The 25,959-nt window shown below is 74.2% G+C and carries 22 protein-coding genes; 14 read left to right on the forward strand and 8 right to left on the reverse strand.

Annotated elements, in window-relative coordinates; all coding sequences use genetic code 11:
• Positions 1 to 233 precede the first annotated feature (233 nt).
• Positions 234 to 1,364 (reverse strand): non-homologous end joining protein Ku, encoded by a 1,131-nt coding sequence (ku, locus tag PUR26_RS32890; RefSeq protein WP_329878241.1) that lies wholly within the window; start codon positions 1,362 to 1,364, stop codon positions 234 to 236.
• Between the two features lie 41 nt (positions 1,365 to 1,405).
• Between ku and ligD the strand changes: the two genes are divergently transcribed.
• From ligD to PUR26_RS32935, 9 genes are all read left to right on the forward strand, one after another.
• On the forward strand, positions 1,406 to 2,290 hold the full coding sequence (gene ligD / locus PUR26_RS32895; RefSeq protein ID WP_329878243.1) for a non-homologous end-joining DNA ligase: 885 nt from the start codon (positions 1,406 to 1,408) through the stop codon (positions 2,288 to 2,290).
• Between the two features lie 119 nt (positions 2,291 to 2,409).
• Positions 2,410 to 3,279: an ATP-dependent DNA ligase gene (locus PUR26_RS32900; RefSeq protein WP_329878246.1), complete on the forward strand. Its 870-nt coding sequence runs from the start codon at positions 2,410 to 2,412 to the stop codon at positions 3,277 to 3,279.
• 267 nt (positions 3,280 to 3,546) lie between these two features.
• Positions 3,547 to 5,736, forward strand: coding sequence for a HEAT repeat domain-containing protein (locus PUR26_RS32905; RefSeq protein ID WP_329878248.1), 2,190 nt, complete (start codon positions 3,547 to 3,549; stop codon positions 5,734 to 5,736).
• Positions 5,733 to 5,969 carry a zinc-ribbon domain-containing protein gene (locus PUR26_RS32910; RefSeq protein WP_329878250.1) on the forward strand — a complete coding sequence of 79 codons (237 nt, stop codon included), beginning with the start codon at positions 5,733 to 5,735 and terminating at the stop codon, positions 5,967 to 5,969. The genes PUR26_RS32905 and PUR26_RS32910 overlap by 4 nt, the downstream gene beginning before the upstream one ends.
• Before the next feature lie 170 nt (positions 5,970 to 6,139).
• Entirely contained in the window at positions 6,140 to 6,982 is an 843-nt protein-coding gene (locus PUR26_RS32915) for a hypothetical protein (RefSeq protein ID WP_329878252.1), read from the forward strand.
• Positions 6,979 to 8,340, forward strand: coding sequence for a HAMP domain-containing sensor histidine kinase (locus PUR26_RS32920; RefSeq protein WP_329878254.1), 1,362 nt, complete (start codon positions 6,979 to 6,981; stop codon positions 8,338 to 8,340). Before PUR26_RS32915 ends, PUR26_RS32920 begins: the two co-directional genes overlap by 4 nt.
• A gap of 78 nt (positions 8,341 to 8,418) precedes the next feature.
• Positions 8,419 to 9,801 carry an FtsW/RodA/SpoVE family cell cycle protein gene (locus PUR26_RS32925; protein WP_329878256.1) on the forward strand — a complete coding sequence of 461 codons (1,383 nt, stop codon included), beginning with the start codon at positions 8,419 to 8,421 and terminating at the stop codon, positions 9,799 to 9,801.
• Positions 9,798 to 11,261 (forward strand): penicillin-binding transpeptidase domain-containing protein, encoded by a 1,464-nt coding sequence (locus PUR26_RS32930; protein WP_329878258.1) that lies wholly within the window; start codon positions 9,798 to 9,800, stop codon positions 11,259 to 11,261. Before PUR26_RS32925 ends, PUR26_RS32930 begins: the two co-directional genes overlap by 4 nt.
• Before the next feature lie 107 nt (positions 11,262 to 11,368).
• A complete protein-coding gene (locus tag PUR26_RS32935) occupies positions 11,369 to 11,818 on the forward strand; it encodes a DUF3291 domain-containing protein (protein WP_329878260.1) in 450 nt (149 codons plus the stop codon).
• 4 nt (positions 11,819 to 11,822) lie between these two features.
• Here PUR26_RS32935 and PUR26_RS32940 read toward each other — a convergent pair whose 3' ends face one another.
• Positions 11,823 to 12,671 (reverse strand): hypothetical protein, encoded by an 849-nt coding sequence (locus PUR26_RS32940; RefSeq protein ID WP_329878262.1) that lies wholly within the window; start codon positions 12,669 to 12,671, stop codon positions 11,823 to 11,825.
• A gap of 75 nt (positions 12,672 to 12,746) precedes the next feature.
• Positions 12,747 to 13,850, reverse strand: a complete 1,104-nt coding sequence (locus PUR26_RS32945) for a ferritin-like domain-containing protein (protein WP_329878264.1) — start codon at positions 13,848 to 13,850, stop codon at positions 12,747 to 12,749.
• A gap of 172 nt (positions 13,851 to 14,022) precedes the next feature.
• Between PUR26_RS32945 and PUR26_RS32950 the strand changes: the two genes are divergently transcribed.
• From PUR26_RS32950 to PUR26_RS32970, 5 genes are all read left to right on the forward strand, one after another.
• Positions 14,023 to 14,958 carry an AurF N-oxygenase family protein gene (locus PUR26_RS32950; RefSeq protein ID WP_329878266.1) on the forward strand — a complete coding sequence of 312 codons (936 nt, stop codon included), beginning with the start codon at positions 14,023 to 14,025 and terminating at the stop codon, positions 14,956 to 14,958.
• A gap of 116 nt (positions 14,959 to 15,074) precedes the next feature.
• Positions 15,075 to 15,797, forward strand: coding sequence for a TetR/AcrR family transcriptional regulator (locus PUR26_RS32955; protein WP_329878268.1), 723 nt, complete (start codon positions 15,075 to 15,077; stop codon positions 15,795 to 15,797).
• Positions 15,798 to 15,807: 10 nt separating this feature from the next.
• Positions 15,808 to 16,095, forward strand: coding sequence for a hypothetical protein (locus tag PUR26_RS32960; RefSeq protein WP_329878270.1), 288 nt, complete (start codon positions 15,808 to 15,810; stop codon positions 16,093 to 16,095).
• A gap of 58 nt (positions 16,096 to 16,153) precedes the next feature.
• Entirely contained in the window at positions 16,154 to 18,613 is a 2,460-nt protein-coding gene (locus tag PUR26_RS32965; RefSeq protein ID WP_443077253.1) for an outer membrane protein assembly factor BamB family protein, read from the forward strand.
• A gap of 152 nt (positions 18,614 to 18,765) precedes the next feature.
• Positions 18,766 to 20,046, forward strand: a complete 1,281-nt coding sequence (locus tag PUR26_RS32970) for a C40 family peptidase (RefSeq protein WP_329878273.1) — start codon at positions 18,766 to 18,768, stop codon at positions 20,044 to 20,046.
• On the opposite strand, the gene PUR26_RS32975 is transcribed toward PUR26_RS32970, so the two are convergent.
• Genes PUR26_RS32975 through PUR26_RS32995 form a run of 5 tightly spaced genes read right to left on the reverse strand, consistent with a single transcriptional unit; the run spans position 20,019 to position 25,730 of the window.
• The gene (locus PUR26_RS32975) at positions 20,019 to 21,254 is read right to left on the reverse strand and encodes a styrene monooxygenase/indole monooxygenase family protein (RefSeq protein WP_329878275.1); all 1,236 of its coding nucleotides are present in this window, start codon (positions 21,252 to 21,254) and stop codon (positions 20,019 to 20,021) included. The two genes, PUR26_RS32970 and PUR26_RS32975, sit on opposite strands and share 28 nt — an antisense overlap.
• 16 nt (positions 21,255 to 21,270) lie before the next feature.
• Entirely contained in the window at positions 21,271 to 21,897 is a 627-nt protein-coding gene (locus PUR26_RS32980) for a GTP-binding protein (RefSeq protein WP_329878277.1), read from the reverse strand.
• Complete coding sequence (locus PUR26_RS32985) at positions 21,878 to 22,291, reverse strand: DUF742 domain-containing protein (protein ID WP_329878279.1); 414 nt, start codon at positions 22,289 to 22,291, stop codon at positions 21,878 to 21,880. The genes PUR26_RS32980 and PUR26_RS32985 overlap by 20 nt, the downstream gene beginning before the upstream one ends.
• A complete protein-coding gene (locus PUR26_RS32990) occupies positions 22,291 to 22,788 on the reverse strand; it encodes a roadblock/LC7 domain-containing protein (protein ID WP_329878281.1) in 498 nt (165 codons plus the stop codon). The genes PUR26_RS32985 and PUR26_RS32990 overlap by 1 nt, the downstream gene beginning before the upstream one ends.
• The gene (locus tag PUR26_RS32995) at positions 22,785 to 25,730 is read right to left on the reverse strand and encodes a nitrate- and nitrite sensing domain-containing protein (protein WP_329878283.1); all 2,946 of its coding nucleotides are present in this window, start codon (positions 25,728 to 25,730) and stop codon (positions 22,785 to 22,787) included. The genes PUR26_RS32990 and PUR26_RS32995 overlap by 4 nt, the downstream gene beginning before the upstream one ends.
• Positions 25,731 to 25,959: the final 229 nt, after the last annotated feature.

Genomic DNA, 25,959 nt, shown 5'->3' on the forward strand with positions numbered 1-25,959 from the left:
CCCGCCGGACCCGGCCTGGCCGGAGTCCGTCCCGGCGACCCTGCCGGCCCGGCCCCGACACCCCACCGGGGGCGGCGGACCTGGGCTCGCGCAGGCCCGGCCGGAAGGACCGACCGGAAGGCCCGGCCGGCGGGGTCCGCCGAACCGCCACCGACCGCCGGATGTCCGGCGCCGGACACCCGGTCGCCGAACACGACGTCAGGCGTCAGGCGTCAGGCGTCAGGCGTCAGGCGTCAGGCGGAACGCTTGCGTGAGGCGGCCGTCTTCTTCTCCGCCGCCTTCGACGCGGTCTTCTTCGCCGTCGACCGGGACGCCGTCCCGCCCGCCGACCGGTCCGGCTTGGCCGTCGACCTGGCCGTGGACTTCGTGGCGGACTTGCCGGCGGCCTTCTTCCCCGCCTCCCCGCCGCCACTCGCCGCCGTCTTGGACGTGGACTTCCGGGCCGGTGCGGCCGTCTTCTTCGCCGCCGTCCTCGCCGTGGACTTCTTCCCGCCGCTCTCCTTGGGCGCCGCCGGGGCGCGCGCGGGCTTCTTGCGGGCCGACAGGTCGGTGACCTCGGCACCCGCGCCCCGGGACGCGTCCTCGCCGCGCGCCTCCCGCGCCGCCCTGACACTGCTCTCCAGCGCCGCCATCAGGTCGATCACCTGCCCGCCCCGCTCCTCCTGCGGCTCCGGTGCCATCGCCGGGCCGCCCTCCGCCTTCGCGGCGATCATCTCCTCCACGGCCTCCCGGTAGTCGTCGTGCAGGGAGTCCAGGTCCACCTCCCCCAGGGTGTCCATCAGGGCCTCGGCCAGGTCCAGTTCGGCGTCCCGTACCGTCACCGAGGTGTCGGGGGCGACTCCCTCGGGGTGGCGGATCTCGTCCGGCCACAACAGTCCGTGCATGGCGATGACGTCGTCCACGACCCGCAGCATGCCGAGCCGCTCCCTCCCGCGCAGCGCGAACTTGCAGATCGCCACCCGCTCGCTGCGCTTGAGCGCCTCCCGCAGCAGCGTGTAGGGCTTCGCGGCCGGCACCCCGCTCGCCGAGAGGTAGTACGCGGTGTCGATCTGGAGGGGATCGATCTCGCCGGCCGGCACGAAGGCCACGATCTCGATCGTCTTGGCGGTGGGCAGGGGCAGCCTGGCGAGGTCCTCGTCGGTGATCGGGATCAGCGCCCCGTCGGCCTCCTCGTACGCCTTGCCGATCTCCGCGGTCCCGACCTCCTCGCCGTCGAGCTCGCACACCTTGCGGTAGCGGATCCGGCCGCCGTCCGCCTGATGGATCTGCCGGAAGGAGATGGACCGGTTCTCGGTCGCGTTCACCAGCTTGATCGGGATGCTGACCAGACCGAAAGAAATCGCACCGTTCCAGATGGATCGCACGGTTCATCCCTTTCGCTCCGGAATCGTGGGATTCTCATCGTATGACGCCGATCACGGAGGTGGCGGGGCGGCGCCTGGCGCTCAGCAACCTGGACAAGGTCATCCACCCTGCCACCGGGACCACCAAGGGCGAGATCCTGCACTACTACGCCACCGTCGCCGAAGCCCTCCTCCCCCACCTCCACGACCGCCCGCTGTCCTTCCTCCGCTATCCGGACGGCCCCGACGGGCAGCTCTTCTTCACCAAGAACCCCCCGCCCGGCACACCCGGCTGGGTGAAAACCGTGTCGGTCCCCCGAACGGAGGACACGAACGCCCGCCAGGTGCTGGTCGAGGACCTGGCCTCGCTGATGTGGGCCGCGAACCTGCTGGTGGAGTTCCACACCCCGCAGTGGCGGTCCGAGGCCCCCGCCGAGGCCGACCGGCTGGTCCTCGACCTCGACCCGGGGCCGCCGGCCACCATCGCGGAGTGCTGCCACGTCGCCGCCTGGCTGCGCGAACGGCTCGCCTCCGACGGCCTGGAGGCGTACGCCAAGACCTCCGGCTCCAAGGGCATGCACCTCTACGTACCGCTGGAGCCCACCCCCTCAGGACGCGTCTCGGCGTACGCGAAGGAGCTCGCCGTGGCGGCCGAGGCGGAGCTGCCCGCCCTGGTCGTCCACCGGATGAACCGGGCCCTGCGCCCCGGCAAGGTCTTCGTCGACCACAGCCAGAACGCCGCCGCCAAGACGACGGCCGCCCCCTACACCCTGCGCGCCCGTCGCGAGCCGACCGCCTCCACCCCTGTGACCTGGGACGAGGTCGAGGAGTGCGACGACCCGGACCTGATGGTCTTCCGGCTGGGGGACCTCGCCCCGCGGCTCCAGCGGTACGGGGACCTGCTCGCCCCCCTGCTCGCCCCGGACCGGGCGGGCCGGCTGCCATGACCCCCCGCCGGCCACCACCCGGGCACCCGCCGCCACCGTCCTCGCCGTCACCCTCGTCCGGCTCCTCGTCCCGTTCGGCGGCTTCGCCCGCCCCGCCGCCGGTGACACCGCCGGTCAGGGTGGCGCTCGCCGAAGCGGTCGGCACGCTGCCGCGCGAGGCGGGGCTGGCGTACGAGCCGAAGTTCGACGGTCACCGGATGGTGATCTTCCGGCTCGGTGACACGGTGGTGCTCCAGGCACGCTCGGGGCGGATCGTCACGTCCGCGTTCCCCGATCTGGCCGCCGCCGCGCGCGCGTTGCCGGACGGCACGGTCCTGGACGGCGAGGTGGTCGTCTGGACCGGGGGCCGGACCGACTTCGCCGCGGTGCAGACCCGGGCGGCCGCCACCCCGGGGCGGGCGCCCGGCCTGGCGCGCCGGCTGCCCGCCTCGTACGCGGCCTTCGACGTACTGGCCGCGGACGGCACGGATCTCCGCCCGGTGCGCTACGCCGCGCGGCGCGAGCGGCTGGTCGGGCTCCTCGGCGAGCTGGGGCCGCCCCTCCAGGCCGTCCCGATGACGACCGACCCGGAGACGGCGGCGACCTGGTACGAGACGCTGCCCGCCACCGGCGTCGAGGGCCTGGTGGTCAAACGGCTCGACCAGCCCTACCGGGCGGGCTCCCGCGCCTGGCGCAAGCTCCGCCACACCGACACCAGGGACGCGGTGGTCGTGGGGTTCACCGGCGCCCGGACCCGGCCGACGGCACTGGTCCTGGTGCTGCCGGACGACGACACGCCCGTGGTCTCCAGCCCGCTGCCGCGCCCGCTGCGGGCCCGGGCGGGCGCCGCGCTCGGGGCCGCCGCGCCGGGGGCGGAGGCCACGGCGATGGCGCCCGGCCTCGGCGAGGTCGTCTACCGCTCCGTACCGCCGGTACTGACCGTGGAGGTCGCGGCGGGAACCACCCGGCACGCGGTGACGACGGTGCTGCGCCTCAAGGACGAGGCATAGGTCGGGGACCGGACGGGCACGAGACGGTCCCGGGCCCGCGGACGCGCCCGGAGCTCGGGCCCCGGGCGCGCCCGGAGGGAGCGGGCGCCCGCCGGATCCGGACACGCCCGGGGGGCCGCCGGACGCCCTGACGGCCACGGACACCGTGGCGGAGAGCCGGAGCGGGGCCCGTGGGGGCCGGTGAGCCCTGTCCGATTGGCGGGTCATGCTCATCGCCCGTGTGGTGCACTATTGCCCCCAAGTGCAGTGTTCGCGGGGAGGGATGGCATGTTCACGGGGATCGACGAGGTCGACTGGGCCTCGCTGGGTCATGCCTACGGTCCGGCCGACGATGTGCCCGCGATGCTGCGCGGGCTCGCCTCCACGGACCCGGCGGAGCGCGAGATCGCGCTGGACGGGATGTACGGCGCGGTGCACCACCAGGGGGATGTGTACGACTCGACGCTCGCCTGCATCCCCTTCCTGCTGGAGCTGGTCGCCACCCGGGAGGTGCCGGACCGCGGGTGCATCATCGAGCTGCTGACCAGCATCGGCGGTATCGACCTCGGCGGCGACGACGAGATGGACGAGCTGGACCCGGACGGCGAGGAGTTCGAGGACGCGGCCAACTACGCGATGGCCGCGGCCGCCGTCGCCGCCGGGGCCGACGTGTTCCTGGGACTGGTCTGCGACGACGACCCGGAGGTGCGGATCGCGACGGCGGGAGCGCTGGCCCTGCTGCACGGCGAGCCCGCGCGGGTCCTGGTGCTGCTGCGGGAGCGGCTGACGGTCGAGCCGGACACGGAGGTACGGCTGGCGCTGGTCGAGGCCGTGGGCCGGATCGCCCTGCGGTACGAGTCGCTGCGCGACGAGACGGTGGACTGGCTCGGCTGGCTCACGCACGCGGCGCAGGACCCGGGGCTGCGGCTGGCCGCCCTCGCCCAGCTGGCGCGGTGCGCGCCCGGGCGGCTGCCCTCGGACGTGGTGACGACCGTGACCGGGCTGCTGGCGGAGCTGCGGGAGAACCCCCGGGCCCCCGCCCCGACGGACTTCCTGGGCGCGCGGGATCCCCGCGACACCAGGGAGCTCGCCGGCCCGGGCGAGCCCGGCGACGCGCTGGACGCGGTGGAGCTGCGCGATCCGCCGGACGGCGCCCGGCCCGCGCCGACGCTGGTGGGGCAGTTGCGGGAGCTGCGCGAGGAGCAGACGGCGGGCCGCAGCTCGGCCTGGGCGGACGACCTGCTGCGCACGCTGCACGGCGCCCTGGACGACCGGGTGGACGACCGGATCGCGCTCGTCACGGCGCAGCTGCGCAGCCCGGACTGGGGCCAGCGGGCCGACGCCGTCTGGATGTGCGGCGGACTGGTCCGGACCTGGCGGGGCTCGTACGACGAGGTGGTGCGGCTCGTCGGGGCGCAGCTGGCCGACCCCGAGCCGCGGCTGCGGGAGGCAGCGGCGGCCTGGCTGGAGAACCTCTTCTGTCTGGCCCGCCCGGCCGCCGACGCGCTGGCCGCCAAGGTGACGGCGGACCCGGCCCCCTGGGCGCCCGAGCGGCTGGGCGGCCGGTTCGGGGTGGGCAGTGCGCTGCTGGCCCTCACCCGGGCCGGTGACGCGCGGGCCGTCCCGGCGCTGGCCCGCGCGCTGGAGCAGCCCGATCTGAACGTGCAGCTCGCCTACGCCATACCGCACCTGGCGGACGCGGGCGCCCCGCTCGCACCGGCGCTGCGGCGGCGGCTCGGGGGTCTCCCGCTGGACGACGAGCTCGCCGACCAGGCGGGGCCGCTGCTGCTGGGCCTGGCGCATCTGAGGGCCGTCGAGGCGCTGCCCGAGGTACTGCGGGTGCTGCGCGGTGCTCCCGCCTACCGCCAGGAGTGGGTGCGGGAGTCGGCGCTGCGGGCGGTGGCCGCGTTCGGTCCCCCGGCCGGGGACGCCGCACCGGAGCTGCGCGGTCTGCTGGACCACGACGCGGTGCGGGTCGCGACGGCGGCGGCGCGCGCCCTGTGGGCCGTCGAGGGCGACGCCGGGGCCGCGCTGGCGAAGCTGCGCGCGCTGCTGCTGGCGCCGGACATCCACGACCGGCGGGAGCCCGCGTGGGCGCTCGGCGCCATCGGCGGGGCGGCGGCCGCCGCCGCTCCGGAGCTCCGGGCGTGTCTGTCGGCCCGCGAGATGTGGCTGCGGGTGGACGCGGGGGTGGCGCTGTGCCGGGTCACCGGAGACGTACAGGAGGCGCTGCCGGTGCTGATGGCGGCGTGGAAGGAGAGCAGGCACACCCGGGTGGAGATCGCGGAGTGCTTCGCCGAGATGGGGCCGGGGGCGGCGGAGGCGGCGGCCCCGCTGCTGCGGGCCGAACTGGCGAGGCCGCGGCGGCACAACGCGTCGGAGGGCAGTTCCGGGGACCATGACATCCACCACGACGAGAAGCTGCTGGCGCTGTGCCGACGAGCGCTGGGGCACGGCGAAGGGCAGGTCCCCGGATGATCGTCTTCGGTACCAGGGCGTATCTGCACCAGCTGGCGGTGCCGACCCTGGTCTGCGGCCGGTGCGGCCGCTCGGCGGCGCATCCGCTCCGGAAGAAGGTCACCAGGTTCACGCTGTTCTTCGTGCCGCTGTTCACGGTCTCGACGAAGTACGCGACCCAGTGCGCCCTCTGCGGGGCGGAGCAGCGGGTGACGCGCGCGCAGGCGGAGCAGCTGGCGGCCCGGGGCGCGTAGGCCGCGGCGGACGCCCCGGCGCACTCCGGCCGGCGGCCCCCGCCGGCTCCGCCCCACCCGGATCGATAAATCGACAAAAGGGACTTCCCTCCGAATAAGGTTTACTGGCGCACCGGTATCAACCGCTCCATCCGTCCCGGGGAGCGACGCAGACAGGAGCCAGGACGACCGTGAGCCCGCATCGCCGCCCCCTCCTGCGCGCCGCCGCCCTCCTGCCGCCGGTCGTGGCGGCCGGCGCACTGCTGACGGGCTGCGGGAACGCCGGCGAGCTGGAGAGCGCGGGCCCCACCCCCACGGCGATCGGCCCCGTCCGGCTCTGGCCCGAGCTGCCGCCCGTCACCGCGCCCCCCATCGACTACGGCGAGAGCGACTCCGAGCGCGTGCCCGGCGTCAGGGCCCCGGGCGGTGACGTCCACGGGGTCGACCCGGTCGCGGTCGTACAGGCCGAGGTCGCCGCGCACCCCGACCAGTACAGCGGCGGGGACGCCCTCTACGCCGAGACGGCGGAACGGATCCGCGCGTGCGGGAGCAGGCCCAAGGCGTGCCCGGTGCTCGCGCCCCACTACCGGGATCTGACCGGGGACGGGAAGGACGAACTGATCGTCGGCATCCGGATGCCCGACCAGCAGGTGGGAGTGCGCTGCTACATGCCGGAGAAGGGCGGCCTGACCCGGATCATGTCGACCGTCGACCAGGTCGTCCGGGTGGAGCTGGCCGGCCGTGACCTCGTCCTGCGGGTGGTCTCCGCGGGCATCCCGGGCTACGAGTACCGCACGGCGTGGTCCTGGGACGACCACCAGCGGACGATGCTGCCGACCCGGGACGAGATCATCCGGGTCAAGCCGGTTCCCCCGCCGCCCGACCCGGCCTCGGCGCCCGACCCCTCCATGACCGACCCCTCCGCGGCCGACCCCGCCGCGACCGGCCCCTTCGCCCCCGACGACGGGACGTCACCGCCCGGGCCGGCGGCGCCTCCCGCCGCCTCCCCGTCCCCCCGGGCGGGTGCCCGGTGAGGCGGGCCGGACGGCCGGGCCGGGCGCACCTGCCGCGTCCCCCCGCCTGGACGGCGACCCTGACCTGGAAGGCCGCGGTCTTCATCACGGTCATGTGCTGCGCGCTGGCCGCGCTGCTCGGGGCGCTGGTGCACGTGTCGGTGACCCGGCAGACCGTGGAAGCGGCCCGGGAGACGGCACTGTCCCGGCTGGAGGAGGTCACCCGCGCCTACGAGGCGGGCGAACCGCTGCCCCGGTTCGCGGGCGTCGACCCGGAGGGCATGCCGTCGTCCCTGCGCGCCCTGGCCGCCCGGGGCGAGCGCGGCACCCTGGTCTCCCGGCACGAGGGGCGGCCCACCATGTGGGCGGCCGGGCCCGCCGACGGCCGCGCGCTGGCCGTGCGCGTGGACTACTCGCAGAGCGCGGAGACCATCAGCGGCCTGGACAAGGCGATCGTCGGCTCCTCCGTCCTGGCGATCGGGGCGACGCTGCTGGTGGGCGCGTTCGCGGTCACCCGGGTCACCCGGCGGCTGCACCTGACGGCCCAGGTGGCGCGGCGCATCAGCGCGGGGGACCTCGACGCGCGCGTCAACGACCCCCGCACCAGGGACCCCTCGCGCCCCCAGGACGAGGTGGCCACGGTCTCCGGGGCGCTGGACACCATGGCGTCCTCGCTCCAGGACAAGCTGCTGAGCGAGCAGCGGTTCACCGCCGACGTGGCGCACGAGCTGCGGACGCCGCTGACGGGCCTGTCCGCGGCGGCGGAGCTGCTGCCCTCGGGCCGCCCGTCGGAGCTGGTGCGGGACCGGGTGAAGGCGATGCGCGCGCTGACCGAGGACCTGCTGGAGATCTCCCGGCTGGACGCCCGGACCGAACAGGTCGACCTGGACGTGCACGAGCTGGGCCCGCTGGCCGGGCGGGTGGTGCGGGGGTCGGGGACCGACACGCGCGTACGGGTGGTGCGGGACGCCCGGGTCGAGACGGACAAGCGGCGCCTGGAGCGGGTGCTGGGCAATCTCGTGGGCAACGCGCACAAGCACGGACGGGCTCCGGTCGTCCTGACCGTGGACGGACCGGTGGTGACGGTCCGGGACCACGGTGCGGGCTACCCGGACTACCTGCTGGAGCACGGACCGCAGCGGTTCCGCACGGAGAGCGGGGGCAAGGGGCACGGTCTCGGGCTGACGATCGCGGTGGGCCAGTCGGCGGTGATCGGGGCGGAGCTGACCTTCTCCAACGCGGCGGACGGAGGGGCCGAGGCGCGGCTGACCCTGCCGGAGGCCATCGGCCTCGCTCCCCCGCCCGGCACCGGCCCGGGCGCCACGGGGACCACGGACGGCCCGGGCACCACGGACGGCTCGCGCCCGGCCGCCGGCTGACGCGCCACGGCCGGGACATGCGGAACGGCACCCTATGACATAAAGGACATACGACCCGCATCTTGCTACGTTGCGGCCATGACCGCCGTAACGAGGGCCGACGACCCGCCGCCCGGGGTGCGCCTCCCCAAGCGCCGCGGCGTGGAACTCTCGCTCCTCGTCGGCGCCGTCCTCATCTCCGTCTACGGCTACGTCGCCGTCGGGCTCGCCCGCGACGGCGCCGTCCCTCCCGACGCCGCCGGTTACGGCGCCGGGCTCGGCCTGCTCTCCCTGCTGGCCCACCTCGCGGTCCGTCTCCGCGCCCCCTACGCGGACCCCCTGCTGCTGCCGATCGCGATCCTGCTCAACGGTCTCGGCCTCGTCCTCATCTACCGGCTCGACCTGGAGACCCCGCTGGACCGTGCCGCCCCGGCCCAGCTGGTGTGGTCCACGCTCGGGATCGCGCTCTTCATCGCCACGGTCCTCCTCCTGCGCGACCACCGGGTCCTCCAGCGGTACGCGTACGTCTCCGTCGCCACCGCGCTCGTCCTCATGATCGTGCCGATCTTCTTCCCCGCCGTGAACGGCGCGAAGATCTGGATCCGGCTCGGCGGACTCTCCTTCCAGCCGGGCGAGTTCGCCAAGATCCTGCTGGCCGTCTTCTTCGCCGCGTACCTCGCGGCCAACCACAACGCCCTCGCCTGCACCGGCCGGCGGATCCGGCGGCTCCAGCTCCCCACCGGCCGGGTGCTCGGCCCGATCGTCGCCATCTGGGTGATCAGCGTCGGCGTGCTGGTCCTGGAGCGCGACCTCGGGACCTCGCTCCTCTTCTTCGGCCTCTTCGTGATCATGCTGTACGTGTCGACCGGCCGGACCGGCTGGATCGCGGTGGGGCTGCTGCTCGCCGGAGTGGGCGCGGTCGCCGTCGGCAACCTCGAACCGCATGTCAACAACCGGGTCGACGACTGGCTCCACCCGTTCGCGTCGATCGAGGCGGGCGAGGGACCCGACCAGCTGGCGCAGTCGCTGTTCGCCTTCGCGGCGGGCGGGACGCTCGGCACGGGCCTGGGACTCGGCCACTCCGTGCTGATCGGCTTCGCGGCCAAGTCCGACTTCATCCTCGCCACGGCGGGAGAGGAACTCGGACTGGCCGGCCTGACCGCCGTGTTCCTGCTGTACGCGCTGCTCGTGGCCCGCGGCTACCGGGCCGGCCTCTCCCTGCGCGACCCCTTCGGCCGGCTGCTCGCCACCGGCCTCGCCTCCATCCTGGCGCTCCAGGTCTTCGTCATCGCGGGCGGGGTGACGGGGCTGATCCCGCTCACCGGGATGGCCATGCCCTTCCTCGCCCAGGGCGGTTCGTCCGTCGTCACCAACTGGATCATGATGGCCCTGCTGATCCGGGTCAGCGACTCGGCCCGCGCCCCGGCACCGGAACCGCCGGGGGCCGGTGCCGCGGTGCCGGTCGCGGAGGGCGCCCGGTGATCCCCTGCATCCGGCGCGCCGCCGTACTGTGCCTGCTGATGCTCGTCGCCCTGCTGGTGAACGCGGCCCGCGTCCAGGTCTTCCAGGCCGACGAGCTGGACAAGAACCCGGCCAACCGCCGGGTGGTGATGAACCGGTACGCCGAACCACGCGGCGACATCGTGGTCGAGGGCCGAGCCGTCACCGGCTCCCGGGACAGCCGCCAGCCCCTGCGGTTCGAACGGACGTACACGGACGGCCCGCTCTACGCGCCGGTCACCGGCTACGCCTCCCAGACGTACGGCACCACGCACGTCGAGGACGCCGAGGACGCCCTGCTGTCGGGCACGGATCCGCTGCTCTCCCCCTTCCCCTTCTGGAACGACGTCAGCCGCGGCCGGCAGCCCGGCGGCAAGGTGATCACCACCATCAGGGCGTCGCTCCAGCGCGCCGCCTTCGAGGGGCTCGACGGCAGACGCGGCGCGGTCGCCGCGATCGAACCGTCCAGCGGCCGCGTCCTGGCGCTGGTCTCCAGCCCTTCGTACGACCCCGGCGTCCTCTCCGGGACCGGGAGCGCGGTCACCGGCGCGTGGACCCGCCTCAACGCCGCACCCGCCCAGCCCATGCTCAACCGGGCGCTGCGGCAGACGTATCCGCCCGGCTCCACCTTCAAGGTCGTGACGGCCGCGGCGGCGCTCGACGCGGGGATCGTCACGGACGTCGACGCCCCGACCGGCACGCCCGAGCCCTTCCGGCTGCCGGGCACCCGCACCCTGCTGCCGAACGAGGCGACCGGCTGCGGCAACGCGTCGCTGGCGTACGCGATCCGCTGGTCGTGCAACACGGTGATGGCCCATCTGGGGGTGAAGGTGGGTCTGGCCGGGATGCTCGACGCGGTGGCGAAGTTCGGCTTCAACGACACCGCGCTGCGCATCCCGTCCCGGGTCGCCCCCTCCAACTTCGACCGGCACATGACCGACGACCAGCTGGCGCTGTCCGCCATCGGCCAGTACGACACGACGGCGACACCGCTGCAGATGGCGATGGTCGCGGCGGCGGTCGCCAACGGTGGGGACCTGGCCCATCCGTATCTGGTGGACCGCACCACCGCGGCGGACGGCACGGTCGTGTCCCAGACCACGCGCCGGTCGTACCAGCAGGCGATGGAGCCTTCGACGGCGATGCGGCTGCAGCGGATGATGCTCGACGTCGTCGACCGGGGCTCGGGCAGCAACGCGGCCATCGCCGGCGCGAAGGTCGGCGGCAAGACCGGTACGGCCCAGCACGGCATCGGCAACGTGGGCACGCCCTACGCGTGGTTCATCGGCTGGGTGCAGGCGGACCGGGCGGCGCAGCCGGCGCTCGCGGTGGCGGTGGTGGTGGAGGACGCCTCGGCGAGGCGGGAGAACATCAGCGGCGGCGGCAGCGCGGCCCCCATCGCCAGGGCGGTGCTGGAGGCGGCGCTGCGCGAGGAGCGCTAGGCCGTGTCTTCGACAGCCCGTCCGCCCGGCCGTTCCGGTGAGGTCCCGCCGTCTCGTACCCCGGGACGCGGTGGGCCCGGAAACCGGTCCGTGACTACTGTGCGGCCATGTCCTACGAACTCGCCCAGGTGAACATAGCCCGCCTCAGTTTCCCTCTGGACTCGCCGGAGTTGAAGGACTTCGTCGACGCGCTCGACCCGGTGAACGCCACGGCCGACGCGGCCGACGGCTTCCTGTGGCGCCTGGAGAGCGAGGGCGGCGACGCCACGGACATCGCCGTCTTCGAGGACGAGTGGCTGATCATCAACATGTCGGTGTGGCGGGACCGGGACGCGCTGACGTCCTTCATGTACCAGGGGCGGCACCGGGAGCTGCTGAAGCGCCGGCACGAGTGGTTCGAGCGGGTCCCGGAGGCGATGGCCGCGCTGTGGTGGGTGGCGGCGGGCCACCGCCCGACCGTGGAGGAGGCCGAGGAACGCCTCCTCCACCTGCGCGAACACGGACCGACACCGCACTCGTTCACGCTGGGCACGGATTTCCCGCCCGGGCACGGGTGACCGGTCAGCCGATCGGCGCGCGCATCTCCGCGCGGACCTTCGCGGTCGAGTCGGCGAGCGCCGCCAGATCGACCTCCTCCGGCTTCTGCTCGGCGATCTCGGGAGTGACGATCGCGACGAAGGACGCCGTGTTGCCGTCGCCCCAGGCGCACATCGGCAGGGTGCTCGTCGTCCCGGCGTCCTGGGACCGGGTGACCTGACAGCTCACCTTCACACCGGCGCCCGCGGGCTCGAAGTCCTTCGGCGGGACGACCAGCGTCGTCCCCTCCCCCGTCGACGCCCCGTCGAGGATCGCCCGGCGCGTGCCGTCGGGGTCCTTGAGCCGGCCGTGGAACCCGGAGACGACGAGCACGCTGCCGCCCTTGCCCTCGTACTGGGCGATGACGGCCTTGGCGTCGCGGATGCTCGGGTCCTTGCGGCCCTCCTCCTCGACCTCCTTGCGGTCCTCCTCGGAGGTGTCGGTGAGGAGCTTGTACTCGCCGGACAGCAGGGTCTTGGGCGTGGTGAGCCGGAACTCGGCCGCGGGGAACGAGCCGCCGGCCCCGGAGGCCGCGTCCAGCCCCTGCTTGCCGGCCCAGGCGAGGACGGCGACCAGCGCGAGGGACCCGGCGACGATGCCGATGACCAGCCCCGTGCGCTTCTTCTTCGGCGGCGGCCCCAGGGGGGGCTGCCCCCACCCCCCGTACGGCCCCGGGCCCGCGCCGCCTCCCGGGTACTGCGGCGGGTGGTACCCCGGCTGCCCGGACCGGGGGTATCCCGCCTGCGGATACCCGGGCTGGGGTGACCCGTAGGGGCCGGGCGGCTGGGAGCCCGGCGGGTACGGCCCGGGCGGCGGCTGAGATGGCGTGGTCATGCCCGCAGGCTACGTCACGCTCACGGACCGTCCCCGCCCGCGTACGCGGGCGGGGGGTGGGGGGTGGCCGCCGGATCAGGCGGCGCCCTCCTGGATCGCGTCGGTCACCTCGGCGACCCGCTCCGCCTCCTCCGCCGCGAAGCGTTCGCGGTCCAGCCGCTCGGCGACCTCCTCGTCCTGGGTCATCAGGAGGTCCAGGCTGGAGTCGCCGAGCTCGAAGACGCCCATGTCCAGGTACGCCTTCTGGAGGCGCTCGCCCCACAGGCCGATGTCCTTGACGCACGGCACGATCCGGCTGAAGAGCAGCTTGCGGAAGAGGTGGAGGAACTCCGACTGCTCCGAGTACTGCTCCGCCTCCTTCTTCGGGATGCCGAAGTTCTCCAGCACCTCGATGCCGCGCAGCCGGTCGCGCATCAGGTAGCAGCCCTCGATGACGAACTCCTCGCGTTCGCGCAGTTCGGCGTCGGACAGCTGCTGGTAGTAGTCGCGCAGCGCCATGCGCCCGAAGGCCACGTGGCGGGCCTCGTCCTGCATCACGTACGCGAGGATCTGCTGGGGCAGGGGCTTGTCCGTGGTGTCCCGGATCATGCCGAAGGCGGCGAGCGCCAGGCCCTCGATCAGCACCTGCATGCCGAGGTAGGGCATGTCCCAGCGGGAGTCGCGCAGGGTGTCGCCGAGCAGGCCCTGGAGGTTGTCGTTGATGGGGTAGAGCATGCCGATCTTCTCGTGGAGGAAGCGGCCGTAGATCTCGGCGTGCCGGGCCTCGTCCATGGTCTGGGTGGCGGAGTAGAACTTGGCGTCCAGGTCGGGGACGGACTCGACGATCCGGGCCGCGCAGATCATCGCGCCCTGCTCACCGTGGAGGAACTGGCTGAACTGCCAGGACGCGTAGTGCCTGCGCAGTTCGCCCTTGTCCTTCTCGGTCATTTTCGCCCAGTGGCGCGTTCCGTGCAGGGTCAGCGCCTCGTCGGGGGTGCCCAGCGCGTCGTACGGGTCGACCTCCAGGTCCCAGTCGATGCGCTTGGCGCCGTCCCACTGCTTGTCCTTGCCCTTCTGGTAGAGGGCCAGGAGCCGGTCGCGGCCGTCGTCGTATTCCCAGCTGAAACGGGCCGCGCCGCTCGCCGGCACCTGCCAGGACCGGTCTCCCGGGTCCTTCGTGTAGAAGTCGTGCGTCGACACAGACGGCTCCTTCGGGTCACAGGGTTCCCGCGTACGTTCCACTGAGGGGCAGGCTCACACGTTGGTAGACATCGGGTCAACAAGTCGCGCGCCAGGGATTGACGGCCTTGCTGACACGCAGTCTTATAAGGAGTGACCCCCGGTAACTCAACTGCGCGAGGTGCCCTCAGCCATGACGACCGTGACCGAACGCGACATCCAGCTGCTCCGCGACGCGCTCGGCCCGCTCCGGGACCGCGAACAGGTCGCCGAGCGTCTGCTCGAATCCTCGGCCAAGCACTCCTTCGACCCCGACAAGGAACTCGACTGGGACGCCCCGGTCGAGGAGGGGAAGTGGTTCTGGCCGCCGGAGCTGGTGTCGCTCTACGACACGCCCCTGTGGCGCAGGATGTCAGAGGAACAGCGGATGGAGCTGGCCCGGCACGAGGCGGCGTCGCTCGCCTCGCTCGGGATCTGGTTCGAGATCATCCTGATGCAGCTGCTGGTGCGGCACATCTACGACAAGCCGGTGACCAGCAACCACGTGCGGTACGCGCTCACCGAGATCGCCGACGAGTGCCGCCACTCGATGATGTTCGCCAGGATGATCCAGAAGGGCGGGGCCCCGGCCTACCCGGTGCCACGCGTCTACCACAACATGGCCCGCATCCTGAAGACCGTGTCCACGACGCCCGGTTCGTTCGCGGCGACGCTCCTCGGCGAGGAGATCCTCGACTGGATGCAGCGCCTCACCTTCCCCGACGAGCGCGTCCAGACCCTGGTGCGCGGGGTGACCCGCATCCACGTCGTGGAGGAGGCGCGCCATGTCCGCTACGCACGCGAGGAGTTGCGCCGCCAGATGGTGACCGCGCCGCGCTGGGAGCAGGAGTTCACCCGGCTCAGCTGCGGTGAGGCCGCCCGGGTCTTCTCCGTCTGCTTCGTCAACCCGCAGGTGTACGAGAACATCGGCCTGGACCGGCGGGAGGCCGTCGCCCAGGTGAAGGCGAGCGGCCACCGCCGCGAGGTCATGCAGTCCGGCGCCAGGCGCCTGACGGACTTCTTCGACGACATCGGCGTCCTGCGCGGTCCCGGGCGCAGGCTGTGGAAGAGCTCCGGACTGCTGGCCTGACGGCCGCCCGGACTTCCGGCCCGGGGAGCCCCCGCGGTTCCGGGCCGGGAGCCGCCCGCACTTCTGGCCTGAGTTCCGCTGGTCCGCGCCGCCCCTCGCGGAGTTACGCTGCGGACATGACCAGTGCCGCTGTACCCGCGTACCGACGGCTGAGCGTCGAGGAGCGCCGCACCCAGCTCCTCGGCGTCGCCCTCTCGCTCTTCGCGCACACGGCGCCCGGCGGGGTCTCCCTCGACGACGTCGCCGAGGCCGCGGGGGTCTCACGGCCGCTCGTCTACCGCTACTTCCCGGGCGGCAAGCAGGAGCTGTACGAGGCCGCCCTCCGGTCGGCCGCCGACGAGCTGGAGCTGTGCTTCGCCGAACCGGCCGCGGGCCCTCCCACCGAACGGCTCGCACGCGTCCTGGACCGGTACCTCGCGTTCGTCGACGGACACGACGCCGGTTTCAGCGCGCTGCTGCGCGGCGGGAGCGTGGCCGAGACCTCCCGCACCACCGCGATCGTCGACGAGGTCCGCCGGGCCGCCGCGGAACAGATCCTGGTCCACCTCGGCGTCCCCCGGCCCGGCGCCCGGCTGCGGATGATGGTGCGGACCTGGATCGCGGCGGTGGAGGCGGCCTCACTCATCTGGCTGGACGAGGAGAAGCGGCCCCCGGCCGCCGAGCTGCGCGCCTGGCTCGTCGACCACCTGGTGGCCCTGCTGACGGTGACGGCGGCCACCGACGAGGAGACGGCCGCCGTCGTGTCGTCCCTGCTGGCCCTCGAAACGCACCAGGGTCCCGTCGGGGTCCTGGCCCGCCGGGTCCTGCCCGTCGTGAGCGGGGCCGCGCACCTCCTGTGAGACTGGGGGCGTGCGAAGCGAGAACACCCTCTTCACCGGCGGACCGCTGGACGGCCGCGTCCTGCCGGTGCTGACCGGCCCCACCGGTCACCCTCCCCAGTGGTACGAGGTACCCGTGCCGGCCGCCGACGGCGGACCGCCCACCGTGTACGCGTACCGCCGCGTGCCCGCCGGGTACACCAGGCGCCTGGGCCTGCAGCGGGGCTGGAAGTACGAGTACGCCCCCGGCGGCCGGGAGCGCCGGGAGCTCCGGTGGCCCTGGTCGAAGCCGAAGCCGAAGCCGGACGGCGGGTCGTAGGATCACGACGACCGTGCCGCCAGGGGGGAGCATCCGTATGGAGCCGCCGCTTCAGCCGATCCAGCCGCTGCGGCCGGACGACCCGCGCCGTATCGGCCCGTACACCGTCCTGGCGCTTCTGCGCGAGTCGGCCGGGGCGGTCAGGTACCTGGCGCGGGGAGCCGGCGGGCAGCTCGCGGTGGTGGCCGTGCCGCCAGCGTCGCTCGCCCGGCTCCCCGCTTTCCGGCGCCGGTTCGCGGCCGAGGCGCGCACGTCCGAGCGGCTCGCCGGGGGCTGGGTGCCGGAGCCGCTGGGGGCCGCCGACGACGAGCGCGGGCTGTGGACGGCGACCGCGTACGTCCCCTCGCTCACCCTGGGCGAGGCGGTCTCCCTCGCGGGCCCGCTGCCCGCGCGGACGGTACGGATACTGGGTGCGGGCCTCGCCGAGACCCTGTCACGGGTGCACGCGACCGGCGCCGTCCTGCACGGGCTGGCCCCGGGAACCGTCCTGCTCGCGGCGGACGGGCCGCGACTGGTCGCGTTCGGGGCGCTGGGGGCGGCGGAGTCGGCGGAGGCCCGGCCGGGCGGCCGGCTGTCCGTGCGGCTGGGCTATCTGACGCCCGAGCAGGTGGCGGGCGAGCAGCCCGGCCGCCCCTCCGACGTCTTCGTGCTGGGCCTGCTGCTGGCGTACGCGGCGACCGGCAGGCAGCCGTTCGCCGACGCGCCGGACATCGGGCGCGCCGAGCCCGAACTGGGCTCCGTACCGGAGTCCTTGCGCCCCCTGATCGCCCGCTGTCTGGCCAAGTCCCCGGACGAGCGCCCGGCGGCCGGTACGGTCGCGGCCGAGCTCGCCCTGGAGGGCGCGGCGGCGCTGGCCCGCGGCGGCTGGCTGCCCGGGCCGCTGGAGGCGGCCCTCTCCGGCCAGGCGTCGAGGGCGGCGGAGCTGGGCGGGCCGTGGGAGGCGGCGCCGGAGGGGACGGACACCCCGCCGGCCGGCCCCGGCGACGACGGCGGCCCCGGGCCCGACGCGCGGACCGTACGGGCGGGCCGGCCCCGGCCGGCCGGCGACCGGGCGGCCATGGAGCTCGTGGTGGCGCCTCCCCGCCGGCCCGCGCTCCCGCCCGCGCCACCGCTCCCCCCTGCCACGGCCCCGGCGGGGGCCCTGCCGGTCCCGTTCGCTCCGGGCGGCCCTCTCGTTCCGACGGCGCCGGCCGCTTCGGGCGCCGGGCGCCTCTCGCGGAGGTCACTGCTCACCGGGGTCGCCGCCGGGGCGGCGGGGGCCGTCGTCGGGGGCGCGGGAGTCCTCGCGCTCACGTCCGGCGGCGACGGCGTCCGTGCCGACGCCAAGCCGCCGGCCCCCCGGCGGCCGGCGCCGCCCGGGCTGCCGCCGCAGCCGCGCTGGGCGTACGAGAACCCGGCCACCCCGGGCGGCGCGCTCAACGCCACCGTCTGGAGGGGCCGGACGCTGGTCCTGACCTCCGACGCGCACACCACGGCCGTGGACCTCGGGACGGGCCGCCGGCTCTGGCAGCACGCCGGGTCCGGCTCCGCCGAGCGGGCCCTGCCGGCCGGCACCGACCTGCTGTTCGTCGCCGCGGCCACGGAGTTCCAGTGGCTCTCGCCCACGACCGGCAGGGTCGAGCACCGGGTCCGTCACCGGGACGGGTTCCCCGGCGCGCCCGGCCTGTCGCTGTCGGCCGTCGCCGGCCAGGCCGGCCCGGTCGTCTGGTTCACCGCCACGGCCCTGGCCGGGGCGCCGCCCCGGCAGACCGTCCGGACCTTCCTCTTCGCCTTCGACGTGGTGCGCCGCAAGGAACTGTGGCGGGCTCCCGTCCCCGACGGCCGGGCCCCCCACACCCCGGCGTACACGGTGATCGCCGTCCGGCCCGACGCCGTCGTCGTCCGGCAGGACCGCCGGTCGATCACCCCGGCGCAGAACGCCGCCGCCAAGGGCCTGGCGATCTTCCACTCGTACGACCGGGTCACCGGCACGCGCCAGTGGTTCCGGCCGTTCGGCACGGCGCTGCCGGGTGCGGAGGCGGTCGGGGACGAGACCGGACGGCTGTTCGCGGCGATCGGGGGCGACCTGTACGCGTACGACACGCGCAGCCGCAGGGCACTGTGGCGGATGGCGGGGGTGCCGGCGGCGGCGGGCACGGCCCCGTACGCCTTCGGGCGCGGCGAGCTGCGCGACGGGACGCTGTACATCGCCAACAGGTTCCGGACGGTGTACGCGGTGGACGCGGCGACCGGCAGGCCGCGCTGGCGGCGGGGCACGGAGGCCCCCGCCGGGCAGGACCTGCCGCGGGTGACGCCGAGCGCGAGCGGACGCACGCTGCTCGCGGCGGACAGCGGACAGGTCACCGCGTTCGGCGCGGCCGACGGCCGGCGGCTGTGGAAGTTCCAGAACGCCGGCGCGTCCGGGCCGCCGTCGCCCCGGACGGAGAACGAGACAGCCGCTCCGTACACGGCCCTGGCCGCCACCGGCAGCGTGGTCGTGCGGCGCGACCGGATGTTCTACGCCCTGCCGGTGGAGTGAGACGGCCCGAACCGGCGGGCGCCGAGGTGTCCCGCGGACGCGCGGGCGGCTCGACGGGGTCGCCCCCGGCGGGTGACCTCGTTGAGCCGATCCGACCAACCCGGCGTTAGTCGTATCATCCGATGCCGCATCATCCCCTCGGAGGTGATGAGGTGTCAGACCGACTGCGCCGCTCGGTCCGTACGGCGGCGATGGCTGCCGCGACGGTCCTCGCGGCCGTGCCCGCCGTCCCCGCGACCGCCGCCCCCGCGCCCGCCGTGCCGTCGGCGCCCGCGACCGCGGACGGGGAGGAGCGGGGGGCCGAGGAGAGCGCCGCCGCCCCGGCCGCAGCGACGACGCTCCCGGAGATGCTGGCCCGCCTGCGCACGCTCTACCAGCGGGCCGAGGAGGCGAGCGAGGCGTACAACGCCGCCGAGGAGCAGCTGAAGGCCCACACGGCCGGAACCAGGAAGCTGACCGTCGAGCTGGCGAAGGTCCGGGACGCGCTGGAGCGCGGCCGGATCGACGCCGGGCGGCTCGCCCGGGCCCAGTACCGCGGCCGGCTCGACTTCTCCCCGGCCCTGCAGCTCCTGCTCGCCCGCGACCCCGACCACGCCCTGGACGAGGGCCACCTCGTCCGGCGTGCGTCCCGCGAGCAGGCCGCGTCCGTGGCGCGGCTGGAGGGCGGCGAGCAGCGGGCGGAGCGGCTGGCGACGGCGGCCCGCAGGGCACTGGACCGCGAACGGGTCCTGGTCGCCCGGCAGAAGAAGGCACGGGACGATGTCACGGCCCGGCTGAAGGAGGTGGAGAGGACGCTCGCCTCGCTCAGCCCGGACGAGGCCGGGGAGCTGGCCAGGCTGGAGAGCGCGCAGACCGCGGGCGCGCAGAGCGAACTGCTCGCCACCGGCCGGCTCGACGGTGAGCGCACCCCGTCCGAGGAGGGCGACGAGGCCCTCGCCTACGCGGCCCGGCAGATCGGCAAACCGTACGTGTGGGGAGCGGAGGGCCCGGAGTCCTTCGACTGCTCGGGCCTCACGTCCCGGGCCTGGGCGAGCGCGGGCCGTACGATCCCGCGCACCAGCCAGGAGCAGTGGCGCACCCTGCCCAGGGTGCCGCTGCGCTCGCTGCGCCCCGGCGACCTCGTGGTCTACTTCCCGAAGGCCACCCATGTGGCGATCTACCTGGGTGAGGGCCTGGTGATCCAGGCCCCGCGCCCCGGCGCCCGGGTGAAGGTGTCCCCGATCGCCGCCAACCCGCTGCTGGGCGCGGTCCGCCCGGACCCCTCGGCCCGCCCCCTCGCGTCGTACACCCCGCCGGAGCTCCCGTCCGACGCGGCGGCGGGCTCCGACGAGGGGTACGACGGCTTCACGAAGGCCCCCGGCGAGGACCGGGAGGGCCCCGGCGCCGGCGAGGGGGACGATCCGTCTCAGGCCGGGGTGATCGACGCCAGGTAGGCGGACGTCTTCTCCGGGTCGAAGAAGAAGTTCTCGAAGTCCGCCGGGTCGTCGAAGCCGTTGGCGAACCGGTCCGCCGCCGGCTGGAGCCGGCCGGCGGCACCGATCAGGTCGAGGACGTGCTCCGGCGGGACGCCCAGCATGGCGTTGGTCCACTTGGTGACGTGCCGGGCGGTCCGCCAGTAACCGTCGAAGGTCCGCCGCATCCACGCCTCGTCGAACGGCTTGTCGCCGTTCTCCACGATCGACGCGAGGTACGAGGCGGCGCACTTGGACGCCGAGTTGGAGCCCTGCCCGGTGATCGGGTCGTTGGCGACGACGACGTCCGCCACGCCCAGGACCAGGCCGCCGCCGGGCAGCCGGCCGACGGGGTTGCGGACGGTCGGGGCGTAGCGGCCGGCCAGGGTGCCGTTGGCGTCGGTCAGCTCGACCCCGGTGGCACGCGCGTACTCCCAGGGGGTGAACCTCTTCATCAGCTTCAGGGTGAGGGAGAGGTGCTCCGCCGGGTCCTTGACGCCCCGGAAGGCGTCGAGCGGTCCGCCCGGGACGCCCTCCCAGAACAGGATGTCCGCGCGTCCGGTGATGGTGAGCGTCGGCATGACGAACAGCTCGCCGACGCCGGGCACCAGGTTGCAGCGGACCGCGTCGAAGTCGGGGTGCTCGGGGCGCGGGCCGAGGCCGTGCACATAGGCGACGGCCAGGGCGCGCTGCGGCTCGGTGAAGGGGGAGCGGGCCGCGTCCCGGCCGAACATCGAGACGAGCTCGCCCTTGCCGGCCGAGATCAGCACGAGGTCGTAGGTGCGCGCGAAGTAGTCCAGGTCGGAGACGGCCGCCCCGTGGATGACCAGCCGGCCGCCGCGCCGGGCGAACGTCTCCATCCAGCCGGCCATCTTCACGCGCTGGTCCACGGACTGCGCGTAACCGTCGAGCCTGCCGACCCAGTCGATCGGGCGGGAGCCGTCGGGAGCCGCCACGGAGACGCCCAGGCCCTCGATGCGGGGGGCCTGGCTCTCCCAGAAGTTGATGCCGAGGTCGCGCTCGTGCTGGAGGGCGGTGTCGAACATGCACTGCGTGGACATCACCCGGCCGGACCGGATCTCGTCCGCCGTGCGGTTGGACATCAGGGTGACCTCGTAGCCCTGGGACTGGAGTCCGAGGGCGAGCTGGAGACCGGACTGGCCGGCTCCGACGATGAGTATCTTCCGCATCGAGGGGTCTCTTTCGTTATTCGGGGGTGGCTTCGAGCGCACGGGCGACCAGCGCGAGCAGCGACTCGACCACCGTGCTCCGCTTGCGGGCGTCCATGATCACAATCGGTACGTCCGGCGGCACGGTCAGTGCCTCGCGGACGTCCTCGGGCTCGAACAGCTCCGTCCCCTCGAAGTGGTTCACCGCCACGATGTACGGCAGGCCACAGCTCTCGAAGTAGTCCAGCGCCGGGAAGCAGTCGGTCAGCCGGCGCGTGTCGGCCATCACGACCGCACCGATCGCGCCCCGCACCAGGTCGTCCCACATGAACCAGAAGCGCTGCTGTCCCGGCGTGCCGAAGACGTACAGCACCAGGTCCTCGGCGAGGGTGATGCGGCCGAAGTCCATCGCCACGGTGGTGGTGAGCTTGTCGGGCGTCGCGGAGAGGTCGTCGGTCTCCTCGCTCGCCCGCGTCATCAGCGCCTCGGTCCGCAGCGGCGTGATCTCGGAGACGGCGCCGACGAAGGTCGTCTTGCCCACGCCGAAGCCACCCGCGACGACGATCTTGGTGGCGAGGGGAGCCCTGGTGTGGTCGAGCTGCCAGGACTGCGGGTCCTCCTCCGCCTCGGGCAGGACAAGCGTTTCAGAGACGGCGGAGTCCACTGAGCACCCTTTCGAGCAGCGCGCGATCGGGCTGGCCGGTGCCGTGCCCGGTCCCGTACACACGGATCCTTCCCTGGTCGGCCAGGTCGCTGATGAGCACCCGGACGACTCCCAACGGCATCTTCAGCAGCGCGGAGATCTCCGCGACCGTACGCATACGGCGGCAGATCTCGACGATGGCCCGCATCTCGGGCATGACGCGCGCGCCGAGGCCGCCGTTGGCCAGCTCCCTGCGCTCGGCGGGGGCCTCCAGCGCGGCGACGAACGTCTCGACCAGCAGGATGTGTCCGAAGCGGGTGCGGCCGCCGGTGAGCGAGTACGGGCGGACCCTGGCGGGCCGGCGCCCCTCGCCACGGACCGGCAGCCGCCCGGAGGCGGAGGCGGGGACGGACATCACTGGGCGCTCTCCATCGACTTGCGCAGCTCACTGCGGAGTTCGGGGGTGAGGACGTGTCCGGCCCGGCCGACGAAGAGCGCCATGTGGTAGGCGACGACGCTCATGTCGCAGTCGGGGGCGGCATGGACCCCGAGCAGCGAGCCGTCACTGATCGACATCACGAAGACACTGCCTTCGTCCATGGCGACCATGGTCTGCTTGACCCCGCCGCCGTCCATCAGCCGTGCGGCTCCGATGGTGAGGCTGCCGATGCCCGAGACGATGGTGGCGAGGTCCGCGCTGGAGTTGCGCGGCCCGTCGGAGCGCGGGCGGTCGGTGGCGGTGCCCGCGGCCGCGGCGTTCTGCTCGGGGTCCGAGGAGAGCAGCAGCAGTCCGTCGGACGAGACGACGGCGACCGAGCGGACCCCTGGCACCTCCTCGACGAGGTTGCCCAGCAGCCAGTGCAGGTTCCGTGCCTCGCTGCTCAGTCCCAATGTGCCGGTCGTCGCAGTCAACTGCGTGCCTCCTCGACTGTATCCCCCGTATCGTCGGTCCGTACCGTTTCGAACTGCTGTGTGGTCTCCGCGATCTCGGCCTCGACGTCGCGGCGGCCGTCCTTGGCTCCCTGGTGGAAGCCGCCGAGCCGACGGCGCAGAGCCTCGGCGTCGACCCCGCCGCTGCGCTCGGCACGCGGCGCGGAGGTCTGGACGATGCGGGGCGTGCGCTTGGGCAGCCCCTTGTCGGTGACCCGTTCCCACGTGGGCTGGGCCGGGCCCTGCTGTTCCTCGGCCCGCTCGTGGGCGTCGGGTCCGGTCCCGGCGTCCCCGGCGGCCGTGTCGGCGCCCCGCGCCTGGTCGGGGATCCGGGACGCGCCCGGGGCGGTCGGCCCCGGCAGGTCCTCCTCGCGCGTCCCGTGCTCCGGCTCGGGCTCGGCCTCGGGTTCCGATGCCTGCTCGGGGGCGGGGCCGGCCGGCTCGTCCCCGACGGGGCCGGGCGCCCGCTCGGTCTCGGGGGCGGGCTGCGGGGCGCGGACCTGGAGGGTGGTCTCGGCGGGCGTCTCGGACGGGTGCGGGGATTCGGCCGCCCCGGTCACGGGAGCCGTCTCGTCCTCGGCCGCCCCGGCCGTCGGAGCCGTCTCGTCCTCGGCCATCGCGGCCGTGGGAACCGCCTCGTCCTCGGCCGTCTCGGCCGTGGGAGCCGCCTCCGCCGCGCGGATCGCCTCCTCGGCAGCCTCCACCAGCGGGTCGGCCAGCGGGTCGGCCAGCGGGTCGGCCACGGGGAGCGCACGCTCCCGCACACGGCCGGGCAGGGTGTTGGAGTTGGCCTCGGCGACCGAGCCGGGCAGGTTCAGGGCGGGTGCCCGGCCCGCGTCCGGCACCGGCACGGCGGCCGGCGGGGCGGTGGGCAGCAGGGCCGCCGGCAGGACGGCGACCGCGGCCACGCCTCCCTGCTTCTGCTCGCGCAACTGGACCCGTACGCCGTGCCGCGCCGCGAGCAGGGCGGCGACGCGCAGGCCGAGGCCCTCGCCCTCCTGGTCGTCATCCGGCCCGGTCCCGGAAAGACGGGCGTTGAGCTCGGTGAGCCGGCCCTCCGTCATCCCGATGCCCTCGTCCTGCACGGAGAGCATCACCTCGCCGTTCTCCAGCAGCCAGCCGGAGAGCTGGACCTGGGCCTCCGGCGGCGAGAAGGAGGTGGCGTTCTCCAGGAGCTCGGCCAGCAGGTGGCTGAGGTCGTCGGCGGCGAACCCGGCCACGTAGGAGTGCGGCGGCAGCGACTGGATGGTGACGCGGTCGTACCGCTCGATCTCGCTGACGGCCGCGCGCACCACGTCGACCAGCGGCACCGGCCCCTGGTGGGCGTGGTTGTGCTCGTGGCCGGCCAGGACGAGCAGGTTCTCGCTGTGGCGGCGCATGACCGTGGCCATGTGGTCCAGCTTGAAGAGGGTGGCCAGCCGCTCAGGGTCCTGCTCGCGCTCCTCCAGCTTCTCGATGACCGCGAGCTGCCGTTCGACGAGCCCGAGGCTGCGCAGGGAGAGGTTGACGAACGTGTGGTGGACGCTGTGACGCATCCGCTCCAGTTCGGCGGAGAGCTCGTCCGTGCGGGCCCGCAGCTCCGAGCGCTGGCCGGCCAGCTCGGCGGTGAGGGCCTCGCGGGCGCCGGTCAGGTCGGCGCGCTCGGTGTCGGCCGTCCGGGCGCGCTCGCCCAGGTCGAGGAGGCGGGCGTGCAGGGAGTTGAGGGACCGTACGACCTGTGCGAACTCGTCGTTGCGGCCGGTGAAGCGGACCGGCTCCTCCGTGTCGGGCGCGGCGGCGACCCGGGCGGCGCCGATGCGCAGCACGGCGAGCGGTCGGGTGAGGGTGCGGGCGACGGCGGTGGAGACGCCGATCGCCACGAGCAGGCAGCCGCCGAGCAGGGCGATGCGCAGCTCCAGCGCCGTGACGTCGGCGTCGCGCAGCCGCTCCATGCTCTCCACCTGGCCGGTGGCGAGGGCGGACTCGACGCCTCGCATCTGCTCGATCCGGGCGGTGAGGGCGGCTTCGAGCTTCTCCGGGTCGATCTTGCGGTCGCCCTCGGTGAGCTCGGGCTGGTCGGTGAGACGGGCGAGGTAGCTCTCGGCGCTCTTGACCTCGGGGCCGGTGACCGTGGCGGCGAGCGAGTCGCGGGCGGCGGGTTCGGCGGCCTGGTCGAAGTCGGCGAGGGCGGCCTGCTCCCGTACGCGGGCCTGCTGGGCCCCGGCGCTGAGCGCGTCGCGCCGGCGGTCGGCCTCGTCGTCGCCGTCGCTCTTCTCGACGTATCGGCCGGTGACCGGGTCGTAGACGGTGCCGGTGCTCTTCGGGCCGGGCACGGCGAGGGCGGCCAGCAGCAGGGTGCGGGTGGCCGCGGCCTGCTCGACGGCCTGGCCGAGTTCGGCGGGGGCCCGGGTGGCGCCGCTCGCGCGGGCCGGGATCCGGTCGGCGAGCTCGTCGGCGAGGGCCTGCAGCTTGGCGATGACGTCGGTGTACGCGCGGTAGGCGTCCAAGGCGGTGCCCTTGCCCGTGAGGGCGTCGCGCCTGATGGAGGGCAGGCCGGCGAGCTCACGGCGGAGCTCGGGCGGGGCCTCGGCGTCGATCTCGTCGATCTGGCGGTCCACGCGGGTGCTGTGGCTGCCGGAGACCTGCCGCTTGTCCTTGGCGTCGCCGTCCTGCTCGTCGCGCCCGGCGGCGATGTAGGCGGTGACCTCGTCTCGCTCGTCCGCGAGGGAGTGGGCGAGGGTGACGGCCTGCCGGTTGAGCTGCGCGAAGGTGACCAGGCGCTGGGAGTCGGTCAGATCACCGGAGGCGCTCAGCACGGCGGGGGCGCCGGCCCCTATGACGGTGATGCCGACGAGTGCGACACCGGCGACGAGGCGGGTACGGACTCGTACGCCGCGGCCGCCCGGAGCCTGCGGGTCGCCGGGAGTGTCACTGCGCTTCTGCACCGGTGCTCACATTCTTGAACTCGTCCGTCCGTGAGGCAGAGGTGACGGCCGGTCACATGTGAGCGCACCTCCACCCCTGGCACGGCTTCCGACCATTCCAGCGCTTTTGGGAAGGGAGCATCCATCGGCCGCTCCGCCACCCGAACGAGTGAACAACACTCCGGAGTTGGCGAACAACTCGCCCGGGCGAGCGAACCGCGCCCGCCCGCGAGGCGGGTTGGAACTTCCG

The organism is Streptomyces sp. SP18CS02, from assembly GCF_036322365.1.
Lineage (GTDB): Bacteria > Actinomycetota > Actinomycetes > Streptomycetales > Streptomycetaceae > Streptomyces.